Source organism: Labrenzia sp. THAF35, from assembly GCF_009363595.1.
In the GTDB taxonomy this organism is placed as follows: Bacteria; Pseudomonadota; Alphaproteobacteria; order Rhizobiales; family Stappiaceae; genus Roseibium; species Roseibium algicola.
This window is the reverse complement of record NZ_CP045380.1, coordinates 436,100-454,069: the sequence shown is the minus strand read 5'-3', so window position 1 is coordinate 454,069 and position 17,970 is coordinate 436,100. Positions and strand designations below refer to the sequence as shown.

The 17,970-nt window shown below is 60.1% G+C and carries 15 protein-coding genes; 11 read left to right on the top strand and 4 right to left on the bottom strand.

Going from position 1 to position 17,970, the window contains the following annotated elements; translation table 11 throughout:
• Window positions 1–49: 49 nt before the first annotated feature.
• On the bottom strand, window positions 50–2,233 hold the full coding sequence (locus tag FIU93_RS02095; protein ID WP_022999771.1) for a mechanosensitive ion channel family protein: 2,184 nt from the start codon (window positions 2,231–2,233) through the stop codon (window positions 50–52).
• Window positions 2,234–2,528: 295 nt separating this feature from the next.
• Between FIU93_RS02095 and FIU93_RS02090 the strand changes: the two genes are divergently transcribed.
• Genes FIU93_RS02090 through FIU93_RS02080 form a run of 3 tightly spaced genes read left to right on the top strand, consistent with a single transcriptional unit; the run spans window position 2,529 to window position 4,760 of the window.
• On the top strand, window positions 2,529–2,954 hold the full coding sequence (locus FIU93_RS02090) for a DUF805 domain-containing protein (protein ID WP_031268909.1): 426 nt from the start codon (window positions 2,529–2,531) through the stop codon (window positions 2,952–2,954).
• Window positions 2,955–2,997: 43 nt separating this feature from the next.
• Window positions 2,998–4,170, top strand: a complete 1,173-nt coding sequence (dapE, locus tag FIU93_RS02085; RefSeq protein ID WP_152504706.1) for a succinyl-diaminopimelate desuccinylase — start codon at window positions 2,998–3,000, stop codon at window positions 4,168–4,170.
• Window positions 4,167–4,760 (top strand): hypothetical protein, encoded by a 594-nt coding sequence (locus tag FIU93_RS02080; protein WP_022999774.1) that lies wholly within the window; start codon window positions 4,167–4,169, stop codon window positions 4,758–4,760. Before dapE ends, FIU93_RS02080 begins: the two co-directional genes overlap by 4 nt.
• A gap of 75 nt (window positions 4,761–4,835) precedes the next feature.
• Here FIU93_RS02080 and dapD read toward each other — a convergent pair whose 3' ends face one another.
• Complete coding sequence (dapD, locus tag FIU93_RS02075; RefSeq protein WP_088665171.1) at window positions 4,836–5,690, bottom strand: 2,3,4,5-tetrahydropyridine-2,6-dicarboxylate N-succinyltransferase; 855 nt, start codon at window positions 5,688–5,690, stop codon at window positions 4,836–4,838.
• Between the two features lie 262 nt (window positions 5,691–5,952).
• Here dapD and FIU93_RS02070 point away from each other — a divergent pair, with 262 nt between their 5' ends.
• Together FIU93_RS02070 and FIU93_RS02065 are read left to right on the top strand one after the other, a co-directional pair.
• Entirely contained in the window at window positions 5,953–6,858 is a 906-nt protein-coding gene (locus FIU93_RS02070; protein WP_022999776.1) for an EamA family transporter, read from the top strand.
• Window positions 6,859–7,021: 163 nt separating this feature from the next.
• Window positions 7,022–9,697, top strand: coding sequence for an EAL domain-containing protein (locus FIU93_RS02065; RefSeq protein WP_075283123.1), 2,676 nt, complete (start codon window positions 7,022–7,024; stop codon window positions 9,695–9,697).
• A gap of 33 nt (window positions 9,698–9,730) precedes the next feature.
• Here the strand turns inward: FIU93_RS02065 and dgoD are convergent, their stop codons facing one another.
• On the bottom strand, window positions 9,731–10,879 hold the full coding sequence (gene dgoD / locus FIU93_RS02060; RefSeq protein ID WP_152504705.1) for a galactonate dehydratase: 1,149 nt from the start codon (window positions 10,877–10,879) through the stop codon (window positions 9,731–9,733).
• A gap of 52 nt (window positions 10,880–10,931) precedes the next feature.
• Entirely contained in the window at window positions 10,932–11,681 is a 750-nt protein-coding gene (locus FIU93_RS02055) for a FadR/GntR family transcriptional regulator (RefSeq protein ID WP_088665178.1), read from the bottom strand.
• Window positions 11,682–11,905: 224 nt separating this feature from the next.
• On the opposite strand from FIU93_RS02055, the gene FIU93_RS02050 reads away from it, so the two are divergent.
• From FIU93_RS02050 to FIU93_RS02025, 6 genes are all read left to right on the top strand, one after another.
• A complete protein-coding gene (locus FIU93_RS02050; RefSeq protein ID WP_055657489.1) occupies window positions 11,906–12,889 on the top strand; it encodes an arabinose ABC transporter substrate-binding protein in 984 nt (327 codons plus the stop codon).
• A 68-nt stretch (window positions 12,890–12,957) separates the two neighbouring features.
• A complete protein-coding gene (araG, locus tag FIU93_RS02045; protein WP_062490485.1) occupies window positions 12,958–14,463 on the top strand; it encodes an L-arabinose ABC transporter ATP-binding protein AraG in 1,506 nt (501 codons plus the stop codon).
• A gap of 15 nt (window positions 14,464–14,478) precedes the next feature.
• Window positions 14,479–15,420, top strand: coding sequence for an L-arabinose ABC transporter permease AraH (gene araH, locus FIU93_RS02040; RefSeq protein WP_022999782.1), 942 nt, complete (start codon window positions 14,479–14,481; stop codon window positions 15,418–15,420).
• Window positions 15,420–16,313: an aldose 1-epimerase gene (locus FIU93_RS02035; protein WP_152504704.1), complete on the top strand. Its 894-nt coding sequence runs from the start codon at window positions 15,420–15,422 to the stop codon at window positions 16,311–16,313. Before araH ends, FIU93_RS02035 begins: the two co-directional genes overlap by 1 nt.
• Window positions 16,306–17,085 carry an SDR family oxidoreductase gene (locus tag FIU93_RS02030; protein ID WP_152504703.1) on the top strand — a complete coding sequence of 260 codons (780 nt, stop codon included), beginning with the start codon at window positions 16,306–16,308 and terminating at the stop codon, window positions 17,083–17,085. The genes FIU93_RS02035 and FIU93_RS02030 overlap by 8 nt, the downstream gene beginning before the upstream one ends.
• 108 nt (window positions 17,086–17,193) lie before the next feature.
• Window positions 17,194–17,958, top strand: a complete 765-nt coding sequence (locus tag FIU93_RS02025; RefSeq protein WP_152504702.1) for an SDR family oxidoreductase — start codon at window positions 17,194–17,196, stop codon at window positions 17,956–17,958.
• Window positions 17,959–17,970: the final 12 nt, after the last annotated feature.

Here is a 17,970-nt window from a genome sequence, read left to right as displayed (position 1 = left end):
CACAGGCAAAGCGGCAGGCAGGTCTGTTGCAGGCGAAGCAAGGCGGGCCTCACTCGGTCGCCGGCTTCTTGTCCATGTCGGCGGCTGCGGCAGCCGCAGCTGCTGTGACGGCTTCCTTTTGCTTGTCGTCCAGCTTCGCGGTGTCGGGAATGTTGACCCGCACCTCCTTGCGCGCGAACTGGATGCCGTTTTCCTCGAACGCCTGTTGAACGCGCTTGTAGATTTCCTTGCGGATGCCGAACTGCTTGCCGGGTTTGGTGGTATACTTGCCGCGCACCACGATGCCGACGTCGTCGACATCGGCAACGCCCTGTCCCTTGAACGGGGCCAGAATGTCGTCCTTGAACTCTTCCATCTCCATGATTTCCTGGCCGATCCGCTTGAAGAGCTTGCGAACCTTCTCGACATCCGTGTCGAATGGAACGGTGAACTTCAGCTTCATGATCACCCAGTCTCGGGACAGGTTGGTGAGCTTCGGGATTTCGCCATAGGGGACGATATGAACGGCACCACGCGTGCCGCGCAGCTGCAAGGACCTTATCGAGATTTTCTCGATAGTGCCCTGTGTACCGCCCGCATCGATGAATTCACCCAGACGGAAGGCGTCGTCCATCAGGAAGAAGATGCCTGAGACCACGTCGCGCACCAGGGTCTGCGCCCCGAAGCCGACTGCCAGGCCAACGACACCGGCACCGGCCAGAAGCGGCGTGATGTTGATGCCCAGCTGGCTGAGGGCGAGCAGCGTGGTCAGGGTCAGGATCGTGATCTGCACGACGACGCGGATCAGCGGCAGGATCGTTGCCAGGCGCGACTTGCCGGCCCCACCCATCTCCGCGTCTTCATCTTCGTTGGAAGGCGGCGGCGAATCCTTGGCGAGCTGGTGGGCAACCCAGAGATTGGTGATTTCCCAGGCAAGGTAACCGGCGGCCAGAATAAGCAGGAAGATAACCGTATGCCGGGCGACCGAGGACCCGTCTTCCGCGCCGAGCGCGAGCAGATTGAGACCATAGATCCTGCCGACCATCAGCACCAGGAAGGCAAGCAGGGCCACGCGGGCAATGCGCACGTAGCTGTGCCGGGTCTGCATATGGGCAGCTTCCGCAACCGGACCTTCCCCGCGCATGGGCGGAACGATGTGGGAGACGATGCCGCGTACCATCGTGTCGAGAAACGGCGCGAACACGACCAACGCGATCACGGCGAGAGAGCGTCCCGCGGTCAGCGCTTCGATGCCCATGCTGGTTGTTATCTGAACCAGCAGCCAGTTGAAGGCGATGAAGGCAATCGAGAAATAGGGCCAGAACCGGGCCATGCGTTCCAGGCCGCTGGTTGGCTGGTGCTCATCACCCAGAATGATGCTCGTCAGGCCATGACGGGCGTTCCAGATGACCATGGCGATCCAGAGATTGACGCCAAAGCCGATGAAGAAGCGGAAGGTTTCGGCAACATCTCCGTCGCCGGCCTCGATCATGATGTTACGCAGGAAGAACGTGACGCCAACAAAGGCGAAGAGGCTCGTGAAGCTGCGGTAAAGCGACTTGGCGGTGGTGTCGTCCGCGGTGACGAGGCGCAGCTCGCTCCGATGCGGGGCCAGGGCAAAGCGCAGCAGGGCTGCGACGATGCGTGGCAGGAAAACGATCCAGTATACCGCCTGAAAGGCAAAGGCTCTGGCGACAGGATCGAAGATCGCGATCTTGCCGACAGCGAAGGCGACGATTGCAAAAACAATCAGCCCGCCAAGATCAAGCGCGGCACGTGTGGAGACCAGTTTGACAGTCTCAAAGAGGCTGTGGGGCGCATGGCTCTGGATCTTTTCCCGGCGGGAAGCGAAAAGCCGGTTGACCAGGAATTCGGCGGCAAACCCGGCTGCCAGGATGAGGGCGATGGCACCAATGAAGATATGCACCGGTCCTGCGACCGTTCCCGCAAACAGTGCGCCGATACTGGAGAAAAGGCTGCTGAAGAGCTCCGGCAAAGTTCTGAAATTGTTGGCAATCAGCGCGCCGAACTGATCGGCTGCGGTCTGTACCTTCTCGATCAGTTCAACTTCTTCTGACGGAGGCGGGGTCTGCGCGCCCTTGGCTGCGGCACCTTGCTGCAGCAGGGTCATCAGGTCGGTCAGCGCCTTCACCTGTTCCGGATCGAGATCGGAGACAAGCTTTTCCATGGCTTCGGGCTGAAGTTGCGACGGAAGGTTTTTTCCGGTGTCCTGTGCGTTGGCCGGCAGTGCCATAGTGGACAAGAACGCCAGAAATACTGAGAATGCACAGGCAGTTAGTCTAGTCTTCCAGGCACCGGTCATCAGCGAGCCCCCTCGTCGGCAGTGAACCTTCAAAATTAGGATTGGCACGCCGAACGTGCAAAATCCATTAAAATTACCCAAGGTAATAGGGGTGCAAACTATACGACTGGCACAATTCGCATGATTACGCACTGGCCAAGGCCGGTGCGACTGTGTAACAGACCTTGATCCGGCCCGCGTATGCGTCTACCTCCTTGCCAGATCAATCGAACCTGAGCTGGATGGAATGACAACGCCCCCACAGAGCGCGAATACTGCCCCGGGGCCGATCTGGGCCCTTTTGAGCCCTATCGGTCGTATGGGCCGGGAACCCTATTGGCTGTGTTTCCTTGTCAGCTGGATCATCTTCGGCATTGCGCTGCGGATATGGTGGCTTTCCTCCGCTGAAACGCCGACGCCTGAATCCATGATTTCCGGCGACTACATCGGCACGAATCCGCTGTTTCCGGTTCTGTTTTTCGTTCTGCAGTGGGTGGAACTGGCACTGGTCGTCAAGCGGTTGCAGGACATCGGTCAGAGCGGGTTCCTCGCACTTTTGATCTTCGTTCCGATCCTGAATGTGATCATGCTGATCTTTCTCGGCGTTGTGCCGAGCCAGGGCCAGCCGAACCGCCATGGCCCGATGCCAAACAGCTACTGGCGCAAGCGCTGAACGCGCGTGAACCTTGCATACGACTAACCAAAGAGACTGTTTCATGCCCACTTCCGCCGTCGCAATCGCACAGGACCTGATCCGTTGCCCGTCCGTGACCCCTGCCGAAGGCGGCGCGCTGGCATCGCTGGAAGCGTTGCTCGGCAAGGCCGGGTTTGCCGTGTCCCGCGTCACGTTCCAGGACGAGGACACGCCGGACGTGGAGAACCTGTTTGCCTCCATCGGCAGCGGTGCACCGCATTTCGTCTTTGCAGGCCACACGGATGTGGTTCCGGCCGGTGCCGAGAGCGACTGGCGGCACGGCCCGTTTGAGGGGACCATCGACAACGGCATGCTGTTTGGCCGGGGCGCAGTCGACATGAAAGGCGGCATCGCGGCCTTTGCAGCAGCGGCGCTTGCTTACGTTGCCGAAAAGGGCCCGGATTTTGGCGGCACGATTTCCTTTCTCATCACCGGCGACGAGGAAGGCCCGGCAGTCAACGGCACCGTCAAGCTGCTTCAGTGGGCCAGGGAACAAGGGCATGTGTTCGATGCCTGCATCGTCGGTGAGCCGACCAATCCGGATGTGCTCGGCGATGCCATCAAGGTCGGGCGGCGCGGATCGCTGTCCGGCACCATCACGGTCCGGGGTGTCCAGGGCCATGCCGCCTATCCGCATCTGGCTGACAACCCGATCCCGGGCCTGGTTCGCCTTCTGGCCGCGCTTGACGCGCTGGAACTGGACAAGGGCAACGAACGCTTTCAGCCGTCCAATCTGGAGATTGTCTCCGCCGATGTCGGTAATCCGGCCTTCAACGTCATTCCGGCGCGGGCAGAAGCCCGTTTCAACATTCGCTACAATGACGAATGGACGCTGGAGAGCCTCAAGGCCCGCATCACCGAGACGCTTGAAGCGGTAGACCTTGGAAAACTAGCGCTTGGGCTGGAGTTCAAGCGCGATGCCAGCGAATCCTTCCTGACGCGGGACGAAGTCCTGATCGAAGCCCTGAGCAAGGCTGTGGAAGCGGAAACCGGCCGGGTTCCGGAGCTTTCAACGGGCGGAGGAACATCAGACGCCCGCTTCATAAAGAACTACTGCCCTGTCGTGGAATTTGGCCTTGTCGGCCAGACGATGCACAAGGTGGACGAATGTGTCGCGGTTGGGGACCTTGACCGGCTGGCAGCAATCTACAAAAAATTCCTCTTCAGCTATTTTTCCGGAGCAGACGGGAATTGATCAGCAAGGTCGAAATTCGCGCGGCATTGGACGGGTCCTGGTTGCTTCTGCGCAACCGTCCGGAAGGAATGGCGTTTTTCGACCAGTCCATTCAGGGGTTCTGGCGTTCGTTCTCCGTCATCTTTCTGCTGGTGCCGGTTTATGTGGTCAGTTGCCTTGCGGAAAAGCGGCTCTTTTTCGCCGAGAACCTCTACCATCCCGATGCCTTTCCGAACGGTAGCTACTGGTTTGCCCAGTTCCTGGGAATGGGCGTCGACTGGCTGGCACTACCGTTGTTGCTGGCGTTGCTGGCAGCGCCGATAGGCATTTCGAACCGCTACGTGTCTTTCATTGTCGTACGCAACTGGACAAGCCTGCTCGCGTCGGTGCCGTATCTCTTTACCTACATCCTGTTTCTTCTGGACGTTATCTCGCCTGGCATCGTTGTCTTGTTGTCGCTGACCTGCCTCTTTGTCGTGATCTGGTATCGCTACCAGGTCGCCCGCATCGCGCTTCAGACAACCGTGAGCCTGACCATCGGCGTCGTCGTCCTGGATGTGTTGCTCACGCTCGTGATTTCCCAGGTGGTCGGGCTTTTGTGGGGCGCATGAAAAACCCCGCCGGGTTAGGGCGGGGCTTTCCGGATTTCCAGATATCAAGGCGCTCGTTGCGCTCCCTGGTCTGCGTCAGTCGCGCAGAAGTTCGTTGATGCCGGTCTTGGAGCGGGTCTTTTCGTCAACCGTCTTCACGATTACGGCGCAGTAAAGGTTCGGAGCGGCTTCGCCGTTGCCCATCACGCTGGACGTCGGCATGGAACCTGCGACAACCACGGAGTAGGGCGGTACTTCGCCGTAGGTGATCTCGCCGGTCATGCGGTTGACGATGCGGGTGGACTGGCCAATGAAGACACCCATGCCGAGCACGGAACCTTCACGCACGATGCAGCCTTCGACCACTTCGGAGCGTGCGCCGATAAAGCAATTGTCTTCGATGATCACCGGACCGGCCTGGAGCGGTTCCAGAACGCCGCCGATGCCGACGCCGCCGGACAGGTGGACGTTCTTGCCGATCTGGGCGCAGGAGCCGACGGTCGCCCATGTGTCGACCATTGTGCCTTCGTCGACAAAAGCACCGAGATTGACGAAGGACGGCATCAGGACCACACCCTTGCCGATAAAGGCAGAGCGGCGAACGATGCAGTTCGGCACGGCGCGGAAACCGGCGTTTTCAAAATCCATGCCGCGCCAGCCGTCGAACTTGGACGGCACCTTGTCCCACCAGGTGGCGTCGCCGGGGCCGCCCTTGATGATGTCCATCGGGTTCAGGCGGAACGACAGCAGAACAGCCTTCTTGGCCCACTGGTTGACCGCCCAGTCGCCATCCTTCTTCTCCGCAACGCGCAGCTTGCCACGGTCGAGCAGGTTCAAAGTTTCCTCGACCGCGTCCCGGACTTCACCGGTGGTCGTGGTGTCGATGGCGGCACGGTCTTCGAAGGCGGCGTCGATGATCTTGGACAGGGAAGCGAGATCGTGGGTCATCAGGCAGATGGTCTCCGGGCGTTAATATTTCTGGCGCGGACCTAAGCCGCCCGGCAAGGTGCTGTCAAGCACGGGAGGGTCGGCAGATGTCCTGTAGCCGTCAAACAAGCCGCCATTCTCGGGGGAATGCTGGCTGGATTACACCCGTCGTCCAGTTCGATGAGTTGAGAAAAAATAAAATGTTGGTTGCGATCACGGCAGTTTAAAGCGGCGGCCAAATCGTTAGGGTGAAATCAATTCAACAAAATCGACAAGAGTACTTTCCGTGGAATTATGGATCCCGATCACCATTGCAGCAGCATTCTGCCAGAACCTGCGCACGGCCCTCCAGAAACACCTGAAAGGTCAGCTTGGTACCACCGGGGCGACATTTGTGCGGTTCGGCTACGGCGTGCCTTTCGCGATCGCCTATGCTGCCGTGCTGCACGTCGTGTTCAAGTTCCCGCTGCCGGAACCGACACCAACGCTTTTGATTGCCGGGGCGCTGGGCGGTCTGGCGCAGATCCTCGGCACGTTTCTGCTGATCCACCTGTTCTCCTTCCGCAACTTTGCCGTCGGGACCGCCTATTCCAAGACAGAACCGATCCAGGCGGCGCTCTTCGGCTTCGTCGTTCTCGGCGAACACATTTCCCTGGCGGCTGGACTGTGCATTCTGGTCGGCGTCATCGGTGTGGTCGTCATCTCCCTGGCACGGGTTCCGTTGACACTGGCTGCCATCCGCACCTCACTGGTCGGACGTCCTGCATTGATCGGCCTTGCCTCGGCTGCCTTTTTCGGAGCGTCCGCCGTCGCCTACCGCACGGCTTCACTGTCGCTGGAAGGCACCGGGGTACCGATGCAGGCCGCCTACGCGCTGGTTTATGCAACGGCTTTTCAGACAATCGTCATGGCAAGCTGGATGGTGCTGCGTGAACCCGACCAGTTGCGCGCCAGCCTTCGCGCCTGGCGAGCAGCCGTCTGGGTTGGCGCTTCCGGCGTGGCCGGGTCTGTCGGCTGGTTCACGGCAATGACGCTGCAAAACGTTGCCTATGTGCGCGCACTTGCCCAGGTCGAACTCGTGTTCACCTTTCTGGTGTCATGGCTGGTGTTCAAGGAAGCGATCGCCCGGTCCGAGATTTTCGGCTGCATGCTCATCGTTGCGGCGGTCGTGGGGGTTATCCTGCTGCGTTAGAACAGCACAAAAGCTCTGAAGCAATATCGCTCAATCCCTTCAGTCAAACTGTAAAGTGACCTTTAGGCATTTGTTTCGTTTTTAAGGTTATTCTGAGATAAGCTCCAAGACTGCGGTGTCCTGATCGTTGGCCATTGGAGATTTCTCGACCTAACGAGATGAGATGCCGAAGACATTTTTTTCCCGAATTGGAGCCAGTCATATTCTGACACGGCCCAGCCTGGCCAGCGTTGCGGCGATCGGCATTGCCCTTGCCGTGACAATTGCTGCCGGAATATTCGCGGAAGTTCAGAACCGGTCCGTGCATCTGCAAAGTGCGCGCGCGAATGTCGCCGAGCAACTCGGCATTGTCCGTGCCCGGCTGGAAGGCAACATCAACAGCAACCTGCAGCTTGTCCGGGGGCTTGTTGCGCTGATTGCGACACAGCCTGATATTGATCAGGACCAGTTCGGCCGGATATCCAGCGGTCTCATCGGCAATCACTCGCAGCTTCGCAATGTCGCCGGCGCACCGGATCTTGTCGTCAGGCTGATGTATCCCATGACCGGCAACGAAAAGGCCATCGGGCTCGATTACCGGAAAAACGAGCAGCAGCGTGATGCGGCCCTTCGGGCGGTGAATTCGGGCGAGATGGTGCTCGCCGGTCCCGTCGATCTCTTGCAGGGGGGCAAGGGGTTCGTCGGACGCTTCCCTGTCTTTACCGAAAATGATGATGGCACAAGGCGCCTTTGGGGGCTGGTTGCTGCCGTCGTCGACGCCGACAGGCTTTATGCGGACAGCGGCTTGCTGGACGCCGCGCTCCCGGTGGAAATCGCGATCATGGGCCGAGATGCGACCATGGCGGACAAGTCGGTTTTCTTCGGGGACGAGAACATTCTGTCCCAGAACCCGGTGTTGTCCGAGGTGGTTCTGCCGACCGGGCGTTGGCGGATTGCGGCGATCCCGCGTGGCGGTTGGTCGGCAATGCCGGACAACGCCTGGAAAGTCCGGCTGTTGATGCTGGCCGGAGGGCTGCTGGTCCTGTTGCCGATCTTCATCGCCGGACAGCTGTACGATCAGCGGCGCGGGCATATCCGCGAACTGAGACGCCGCCAGGTGCAGATGGAAGGTCTGTCTCAGCGCCTGAAGCTGGCCCTCGATACCTCCAAGATAGGCATCTGGGAACTGAACCTGGACACTGGTGTGTTGACCTGGGACAGCCGGATGCGGGAGCTTTACGATATCCCGGAGTGGCGCGACACGTCGCAATACGATGTCTGGTCCGAGTGCCTGCACCCGGAGGATCTGAAGCGCGCCGAAAAGGAATATTGGGACGCGATCGACACCGGCGGAACTTATCATTCCGACTTCCGTGTGATCCTTCAGGACGGTTCCACCCGCTGGATCCGGGCCATCGGCGCAGTTCACACCAACACTCGCGGCCAACGTTACATTCTGGGCGTCAACTGGGATGTTTCCCGGGACTTCCAGCTCAAGACCCGTTTGCTCAACGCCAAGCAGAATGCCGAAGACCGGAACCGCGAACTGGAGGATGCCCGTGCGCTGATGGAGCATCATTCGCTGCACGATAGTCTGACCGGTCTCCCGAACCGCCGGTTCCTGGACCGGCAGCTGTTGGACGAGCAGGCCCCGCACAAGCCGACGGCGCTGCTGCATATCGATCTCGATCGCTTCAAGCATATCAACGACACACTTGGCCACGCTGCCGGCGACTCAATGCTTACCCATGCCGCGTCGGTGCTGATGGAAAACGTCAGTTCCAGCGAGTTCGTCGCCCGCATCGGCGGTGACGAGTTCGTCATTGCCATCACCGAGCCGACCGACGAGAAAAGCCTGGCCGCCCTTGCTGAAAAGATCATCGAGCAGATGCGTCAGCCGGTGACTTTCGAAAATCATCAATGCCGCTTCGGCGTGTCCATCGGCATTGCCATGGCCGACACGACCTTGAGCGACTACGGCCGGCACCTGCTGGTCGATGCCGACATCGCCCTCTACCGGGCCAAGAGCAACGGCCGCAACCGGTTCGAATTCTTCTCCGACACGCTGAAGTCGGAAATCGTCCGCAACAAGCAGGTTGCCGACGACATCCTGTGTGCATTGGAGCGTCAGGAATTCCTGCCGTACTTCCAGCCGCAGTTCGATGCGAGAACGCTGGCGATCACCGGTGTCGAGGCACTGGCGCGCTGGAACCATCCCACCGAAGGCATTCTGACACCGGACGTATTCCTGAAAACGGCCGACGAGCTCAATGTGGTGCCGCTGATCGACCGGATTATTCTGGAACAGACCCTGTGGCAGTCCGCGCGCTGGAAGGCAGCCGGGATCCATATTCCGAAAATGTCGGTCAACGTGTCGGCTGGCAGGCTCAACGACGCAAACCTGATGCAGAGCCTCGACGGTCTTGCCTTCGAACCCGGGTCACTGTCCTTCGAACTTCTGGAATCCATCTTTTTGGACGACAAGAACGATCTTATCGCCGCCAATTTCGAACACCTGCGGGACATGGGCATCGACATCGAGATCGATGATTTCGGCACGGGCTATGCCTCCATCGTCAGCCTCATTCACCTGCGTCCGAAACGGCTGAAGATCGATCGTCAGCTGGTCATCCCGATCACCCATTCGGAAGGCCAGCGCCGCCTGGTGGCATCGATCATCGAAATCGGGCAGTCGCTCGGCATCAAGGTTGTCGCCGAAGGCGTGGAAACCATGGAGCATGCCAGGATCCTGCGCGACCTTGGCTGCGATGCTCTGCAGGGCTATGCCTTTGCACCGGCGATGCCCTCGGACAGGCTGATCGAATTCGTTCGCGAGGAGCGCTGGCGCGAGGCGTCCTGAGACGCCCGTCAGGTTTATTCACATCCGTTCAAGTCACCACTCGGCGAGACTGCCGTCTTCATGACGCCAAATGGGATTGCGCCAGCGGTGACCTTCCTTGGCGCGCTCGACGACATAATCCTCGTTCACCTCGATGCCGAGGCCTGGTCCCTGCGGGATGGCGGCAAAGCCGTCCGCATAGGCGAAGACACCGGCATTGGTGATGTAGTCCAGCAGGTCGTTGGACTTGTTGTAATGGATGCCGAGGCTCTGTTCCTGAATAAAGGCATTGTAGGACACCGCATCGACCTGGAGGCAGGCGGCAAGGGCGATGGGGCCAAGCGGGCAATGAGGCGCGAGCGCAACATCGTAAGCTTCGGCCATCGCGGCGATCTTCCGGCATTCCGTGATCCCGCCCGCGTGTGACAGATCCGGCTGGATGATGTCCACATAGCCGTCGGACAAAACAGACTTGAAGTCCCAGCGGGAATAAAGCCTTTCGCCAAGGGCAATCGGCGTCGAGGTGTGATTGACGATATCGCGCAGGGCTTCCTTGTTTTCTGAAAGCACCGGTTCTTCAATGAACATCAGCTTGTAGGGATCAAGTTCCCGCGCCAGGACCTTGGCCATGGGCTTGTGCACCCGCCCGTGGAAGTCCACAGCAATGCCGATGTCCGGACCAACGGCCTCGCGCACACTCGCGATCGCCTCCACAGCCTTGTCCAGCCGTGAGTTGCTGTCGACGATCTGGAGTTCGGCGCAACCGTTCATTTTGAGCGCCTTGAAGCCGCGCTCGACCACCTGCCTGGCGTTGTCTGCTAGCTCCGATGGCCTGTCGCCACCGATCCAGGAATACACCTTGATCCTGTCCCGTACCTGGCCGCCAAGCAGCGAGTGAACCGGCTGGCCGAGAGCCTTCCCCTTGATGTCCCACAAGGCCTGGTCGATGCCCGCAAGGGCGCTCATGTGTATCGCGCCGCCCCGGTAAAATCCGCCTCGATAAAGCACCGTCCAATGGTCTTCGATCAAAAAGGGATCCTTGCCGATGAGATAGTCGGCAAGTTCATGGACTGCCGCTTCCGTGGTCAGGGCACGGCCTTCGACCACGGGTTCACCCCAGCCGGTGACGCCTTCATCGGTTTCGATCTTCAGGAAAAGCCAGCGCGGCGGCACGATATAGGTCGTGAGTTTGGTGATCTTCATTCTTTAAGTTTCCGGCAAAGGCGACGTCATCGGGCGGCAGGCGAAGGGGTGGTCAGAGATCGACACGCCCTGCAGCAGCCTGGGCCGCAGTCAGGTCATGCTCGGCCAGGTCAAGCATCCGGTTCGAGGCTTCCCGGGCTCGCGGCGCATCGCGCAGACGCAGGGCATCCACAAGTTCGCCATGCAGTTCGATGGCAAGGTCCCGGCTCTCCACCGCGGTGTTGGACGCATGCAGCGTATAATGCAGGGCCGTATGAATGGCACTGGAAAGACGCCGAAACACCTGATTGTGGCTGGCGGCCATAAGCACGCTATGGAAATCGACGTCCGCCTCGGTGAAGGCTTCAGGGTCGGAATTTGAGTCGCGCATCCGCATCCAGGCCGCTTCCAGCGCCGCAATTTCCTGCAAGGTGGCGCGTTTGGCCGCAAATTCTGCTGCTGCCGGCTCAATCGTGCGCCGGGCTTCCAGTATGCATCCAAGCAAGTCGAACTCATGGATGAAGGGGCCGATCCAATCGAGCACTTCCCCATCCAGTATGTTCCAGTCCTCCCGGTCGGTCACCACGGTTCCCACGCGAGGCTTCACCCGCAGCATGCCTTTGGATTCCAGAACCTTGATGGATTCGCGAATGACCGTGCGGCTGACGCCATAGATTTCGCACAGGTCGTTTTCCCGCGGGAGCTGAGCGCCGACCGGATATTTTTCAGAGCAGATGTCTTCCGCCAGAGCAGCCGTCACATTCTTTCGCACGCGAGGGCGCTTGCCACTGTTCTGATCAGCGGTCGCCGTCTCCTCCCTCAACGTTTCCAATGGCCTGCTCCCTGTTTGTGGCGGAATGAGATCCCGCATTTTTAGCGGATTTTTTGCTCTGCGCGAACTGCGCGTTTCACTGTCCGTCTTCGAATGTCGGGCAACCTTATCCGATACATCATACAAAGGCAATTGACTGGTATGATGATTCACAGTAGGTCTGTTGAAGCGCCCCGGGAGGCTGGGCGCCTCGAAATGAATTGGGAGGTTCTGCAATGCGTGTGTTGAAGAAAGCCGTTCTGACCGGAGTGATGGCCCTTGCCCTCGTCGGTTCTGCCCATGCCGCTGACGTGAAAATCGGTTTCGTCGTCAAGCAGCCGGAGGAGCCCTGGTTCCAGGACGAGTGGAAGTTCGCCCAGAAGGCTGCCGAGGAAAAAGGGTTTACCCTTGTTGAAATCGGTGCACCGGATGGAGAGAAGGTTCAGGCAGCGATCGATAACCTGGGTGCGCAGGGCGCGCAGGGCTTCATCATCTGCGTGCCGGATGTGAAGCTCGGACCGGGGATCGTGGCCAAGGCAGCCGCCAACGACCTGAAGCTGATGACCGTGGATGACCGACTTGTCGGCGCCGATGGCGAACCCATCGAAAGCGTGCCGCACATGGGCATTTCCGCGGTAAAGATCGGCGAGACCGTTGGTCAGTCCATTGCGGCCGAGATCGAGGCGCGCGGCTGGGACATGTCCGAAGTGGGCGCGATCCGCGTTTCCTACGACCAGCTTCCGACGGCCGTCGATCGGGTCGAAGGTGCTATCGCAGCTCTGACGGCTGCCGGCTTCCCCGCGGAAAACATCTATGACGCGCCCCAGGCCAAGACCGATACCGAAGCGGCCCTGAACGCTGCCACCACCGTGCTCAACCAGCACGCGGACGTGAAGAAGTGGATTGCCTTCGGCCTGAACGACGAAGCGGTTCTCGGCGCGGTCCGGGCCACGGAATCGGTCGGCATTCCGGCTGAGAACGTCATTGGCGTTGGCATCGGCGGTGCTGAATCGGCCATCAACGAGTTCAAGAAACCGAGCGCGACCGGTTTCTACGGTACGGTCATTATCTCGCCGAAGCGCCACGGTTATGAAACCGCACTCAACATGTACGAGTGGATTGCCAACAACAAGGCACCGGAGCCACTCATCCTGACGTCCGGCTCGCTGGCCCTGCGCGACACCTATGTGGACGTGCGCAAGGACCTGGGCATCGAGTGATCCGTCCCGACTGACACCTGATCCGGCGACCGGTCTTGCGGTCGCCGGGGAACTGTTGCGCGAGCGTCATGTCTTATCTGTCAGTACAAAACATATCCAAGAGCTACCCGGGCGTTCAGGCCCTGTCGGACATCTCCTTCTCGGTGGAGAAGGGAGCCGTACATGGGTTGATGGGCGAGAACGGTGCCGGCAAGTCCACCCTGATCCGGGTGCTTTCGGGCGACCAGTCTGCGGACAGCGGATCCATCTCCATCGACGGGATCGAGCAGAACTACGGGTCTGTGCGCGATGCCTTCGAGGCCGGAGTGATCGTGATCCACCAGGAACTTCAGCTGGTGCCGGAGCTGACGGTGGCGGAAAATCTCTGGCTGGGCCGGTTTCCCAACCGGGGTGGCGTCCTCGAAGGCCGGCGATTGGTCGAGACCGTGCGCAACCGGCTTGAGGAGATCGGCGTCGATGTCGATCCCAATGCCAAGGTCGCTTCGCTGTCCATCGGTGCGCGCCAGATGGTGGAAATCGCCAAGGCCGTGATGATGGAGGCCCGGGTCATCGCACTGGACGAGCCGACGTCATCCCTGTCCTCCAGGGAAAGCGAGATCCTGTTCAAGCTGATCGCCCGGTTGAAGGCCAAGGGCACGGTGATCCTCTACGTGTCTCACCGGCTGGAGGAAATCTTCCACCTCTGCGACAGCCTGACGGTTTTGCGGGATGGCCGTCTTGCAGCCCATCACCCCGACATTGCCAATGTGACCCGCGACCAGATCATCGCCGAGATGGTCGGGCGTGAAATCGGCAACATCTGGGGCTGGCGTGAGCGGTCGTTCGGGCCGGTGCGGCTGGAAGTGTCCGGCATGTGCGGCGAAAAGCTTCCCGGACCGGCCGAATTCTCGGTTCGGCAAGGAGAAATCCTGGGCTTCTTCGGCCTGATTGGCGCCGGACGCAGCGAGTTGATGCGCCTTGTCTATGGTGCGGACACGCGGCGCGGCGGCACGGTCTCCATCGACGGCAAGGAAGTGCCTGCGGACAATCCGCGCGGTGCCATCAATGCAGGACTCGTGTTGTGTCCGGAAGACCGGAAACACGACGGCATTATCCAGGGGCGGTCGATCGAGGAAAACATAGCCATTTCCTCACGCAGGCACATGTCCTCCTTCGGCATTCTCCAGCTTGGCAAGGAAGCAGCTCTTGCGGATCGCTTCATCGCCCGGCTCAAGGTGCGCACGCCATCGCGGAAGCAGGACATCGTCAATCTCTCCGGCGGCAATCAGCAGAAGGTCATTCTGGGCCGCTGGCTGTCGGAACAGGGTGTGAAGGTGCTGATTGTCGACGAGCCGACACGCGGCATCGACGTCGGTGCCAAGTCGGAGATCTACGACATCCTCTACGAGCTTGCGGAAGGCGGTATGGCCATCGTGGTCGTTTCCAGCGAGCTGCCCGAAGTGATGGGTATTTCCGACCGCATCATCGTCATGTGCGAAGGCCGCATGGTCGGCCAATTCGCGCGGGAAACCTTTGAAGAGCGCAACATTCTGACCCTGGCCTTGCCGGACAGAAATGCTGCCCACACGGTGTGAACGGGGCCGTTTCAGATGAATTCTCTCAAGAAAATATTGCTCGGAGACCAGGGCCTTGTCGTCATCTTCGCGGTGGCCTTCGCAATCGTTTCCCTGACCGTTCCCAACTTTCTCACCGAGCGCAACATCCTCGGCCTGCTGCAGTCGGTGGTGACAATCGGCATTGTCGCCTGCACCATGATGTTCTGCCTCGCTTCGCGCGATTTCGACCTTTCGGTCGGATCGACGGTCGCATTCACCGGCATGATCGCCGTCATTGCTTCCAACATGACCGGCTCCATCGTTATGGGGCTCATCATAGCTTTGCTTAGCGGCGCATTGGTGGGTGCGGTCAACGGCTTCGTCATCGCCTGTTTCCGCATCAACGCGCTGATCACGACCCTGGCCACCATGCAGATCGTCCGGGGACTGGCGCTGATTGTGTCCGACGGCCGGGCCGTCGGCATCAACGACCCCGGGTTCTACCAGCTCGCCCTGTCCCGCTTCCTGGGCATCCCCACGCCGATCTGGGTCATGGGGGCGCTTTTCATCGCTTTCGGTTTTCTGCTGAACCGCACGGTCTTCGGCAAGAACACGCTGGCGATTGGCGGCAATCCGGAAGCGGCCCGTCTTGCCGGGGTGAATGTGGTGTCCATGCGGATCTGGATCTTTGCCTTGCAGGGCCTGATCTGCGCTGTCGCAGGCATCATGCTTGCCTCGCGCATCACATCCGGCCAACCGAATGCAGCCACCGGCCTTGAACTCTCGGTGATTTCCGCCTGTGTCCTCGGCGGAGTCTCCCTGGCCGGTGGCCGCGCCGCCATGACGGGTGTCATTGTCGGCGTCATGATCATGGGCATTGCCGAAAATGTCATGAACCTCCTGAACATTCAGGCCTTCTACCAGTATGTCGTGCGTGGCCTGATCCTGCTCATCGCGGTTCTTCTCGACAACCTGCGCTCTACAGCAAGCCGCTGATGTCCGTCGGGGCCGGGCAGGACTGGACGCTCGCGCAAGGGGATCTGGTGGTCACCGCCAGCCCGGAGGGAGGTTCAATTGTCCAGGCCGCGTGGCGAGGCACGCCGATCCTGCAAGCTGCCGGTGGACCGGAGGGGAAGGCAGCCTGTTTTCCCCTGGTGCCCTTCGGAAATCGGATCGCCGGCAATCGCTTCACCTTCCGGAGGGAGAGCTTCACACTTCAGCCCAACACCGACGAACCGCTTGTTCTGCATGGTGACGGCTGGCTGGATACCTGGAACCTCAGGGAAAAGACCGGCAATTCGCTTGAGCTGGACCTGGTCAGGGAGCAACCCTCCCATAGTCCCTACGCCTTCAAGGCGCACCAGAAGGTTCATCTGGATGAGGACTGCCTGTCCCTGAGCCTTCGCGTGACGAACCTTGGCAATAAGGCCCTGCCGTTCGGCATCGGGTTTCATCCGTTTTTCCGCCGAACGCCAGACATGACCCTGCAGACGAGGGTGCAAGACATGTGGCGTGAAGGCGAGGGACATCTTCCGGACGGTCTGCAGCACATTTCTTCCGAACTCGATTTTTCGATGCCGCGTATCGTGCCGCCACGCTGGATCAACAATGCCTTCGGCGGTTTTTCCGGCAAGGCCCGGCTACACTGGCCGGATATTGAGCTCGCTCTTGATCTCAGCTGCGATCCGATGTTCGACGTGATGATGATCTTTGCCCCGCAGGCACCTGCAGACTTTGTCTGTCTGGAACCCATGAGCCATCTGCCGAACGGTCACAATCTGCCGGATCTCGGTGGGTTGAGCGTTCTGGAGCCGGGGGAGGAACTGGCGGGAACGATAAAGATGACATTTCTGCATGTGTCGGAGACCAGGGAGAAAAACGATGGCTGATCGGCTTTCAGGAAAGCGTATCCTGATCACTGGTGCCGCACAGGGCATTGGTCTTGCCATCGTCCGAGCCTGTCTCGGCGAGGGCGCTGCCGTGGTTCTGATGGACCTGGACGCAGCATTTCTTGCCCGCAGTGTCGCGGATCTGGGTGGGGAAGGAGAGTATCTGACGGCTCTCGCCGGGGACATCACGAACACGGATGACGTTGCCGCTGTGGTCGCTCGCGCGCAGCAGACCATCGGTCCGTTGAACGCGCTCATCAACAATGCCGGGATAAATGTCTTCGACGAGCCTTTGTCCCTGAGCGATGAAGACTGGAACCGCTGCTTCGACGTCAACCTGAAGGGGGCGTGGAACTGTGCGCGTGCCGTGTTGCCGGGTCTGCTTGAGCAGGGGGGCGGCGTCATTCTCAACATTGCCTCCACGCACGCTTTCACGATCATCCCGCACACCTTTCCATACCCGCTTGCCAAACACGCCCTGCTGGGGCTTACCAAGTCCCTTGCGCTGGAATATGCCGCACAGAATGTCCGGGTGAATGCCTTGGCGCCGGGCTATGTCCAGACCCAGAAGGTGGTCGAGTACTGGAACAGTTTTCCCGATCCCGAGGCGGCCCGGCAGGAGACCTTGCGACTGCATCCGGGTGGGCGTATCGCCACGCCGGAAGAAATCGCCAGGGCGGCTGTCTTCATGATTTCCGACGAATGCCCCTTCATGAACGCCGCCTGCCTGACTGTCGATGGCGGCCTCAGCGTCCAGCAACACCCAGCCTGACGCGAGTATTTTTTCAATAAATCGGGCTTGACCCTGACACTAACGTCAACCGGCTAACACCGGCTTGGCGCGCAATGCGCAGGTGTTAATTCAGGAAAGCAAGCCAAGATGAATGAACGGACAAACTGGCAGGGCAAGGTTGCCATCGTAACAGGCGGAAGCTCCGGAATTGGAGAGGCCACCGCGCTGGCGTTGACCGGGCAGGGGGCGAATGTTGTCATCACCGGACGTGATGCGTCAAAGCTTGCCGGTGTTGCTGGCAAGAGCGAGGCAATCGAGGCCGTGCAAGCCGACAGTGCCGACCCGGCAGGCAGCCGGCGTGCTGTCGAGGCGGCACTGGGGCGATGGGGCCGCCTGGATCTTGTCGTCAACAATGCGGGCGCGGGCAAACCGCTGCCCATCGAGGCCTATGATGCCGAAACGCTTTCGGAAATCTGTGCGGTGAATATCGTTGCGCCGTCCCTTCTGTTGAAGGAGGCCCAGTCGGCCTTGCGGGACAGCAAGGGGGCTGTCGTCAACATCGGTACGGCCGTCTCCCAGAATGCGGCGCCGGGCCTGGCGCATTACGCGGCCACAAAGGCGGCGCTTGAGCATCTGACACGGTCCTGGGCCATCGAGCTTGCAGGCGACGGAGTACGGGTGAACGCCGTCTCTCCCGGTCCCGTCAAGAGCGGTGCTCTCACAGGCATGATGGGCCTGCCGCCGGAAGTCGCGCAAACCATCGAAGAAACTGAAGCAGCTCAGGTTCCGATGGGACGGCGCGGACTGACCTCCGATCTTGTGCCGTGGATCTTGCAGCTCGGCAGTTCCGCCAACGAGTGGCTCACCGCACAGGTGATCACGATTGACGGTGGCTGGTCGCTTCGGAGCTAGGCAGGCTGAGCA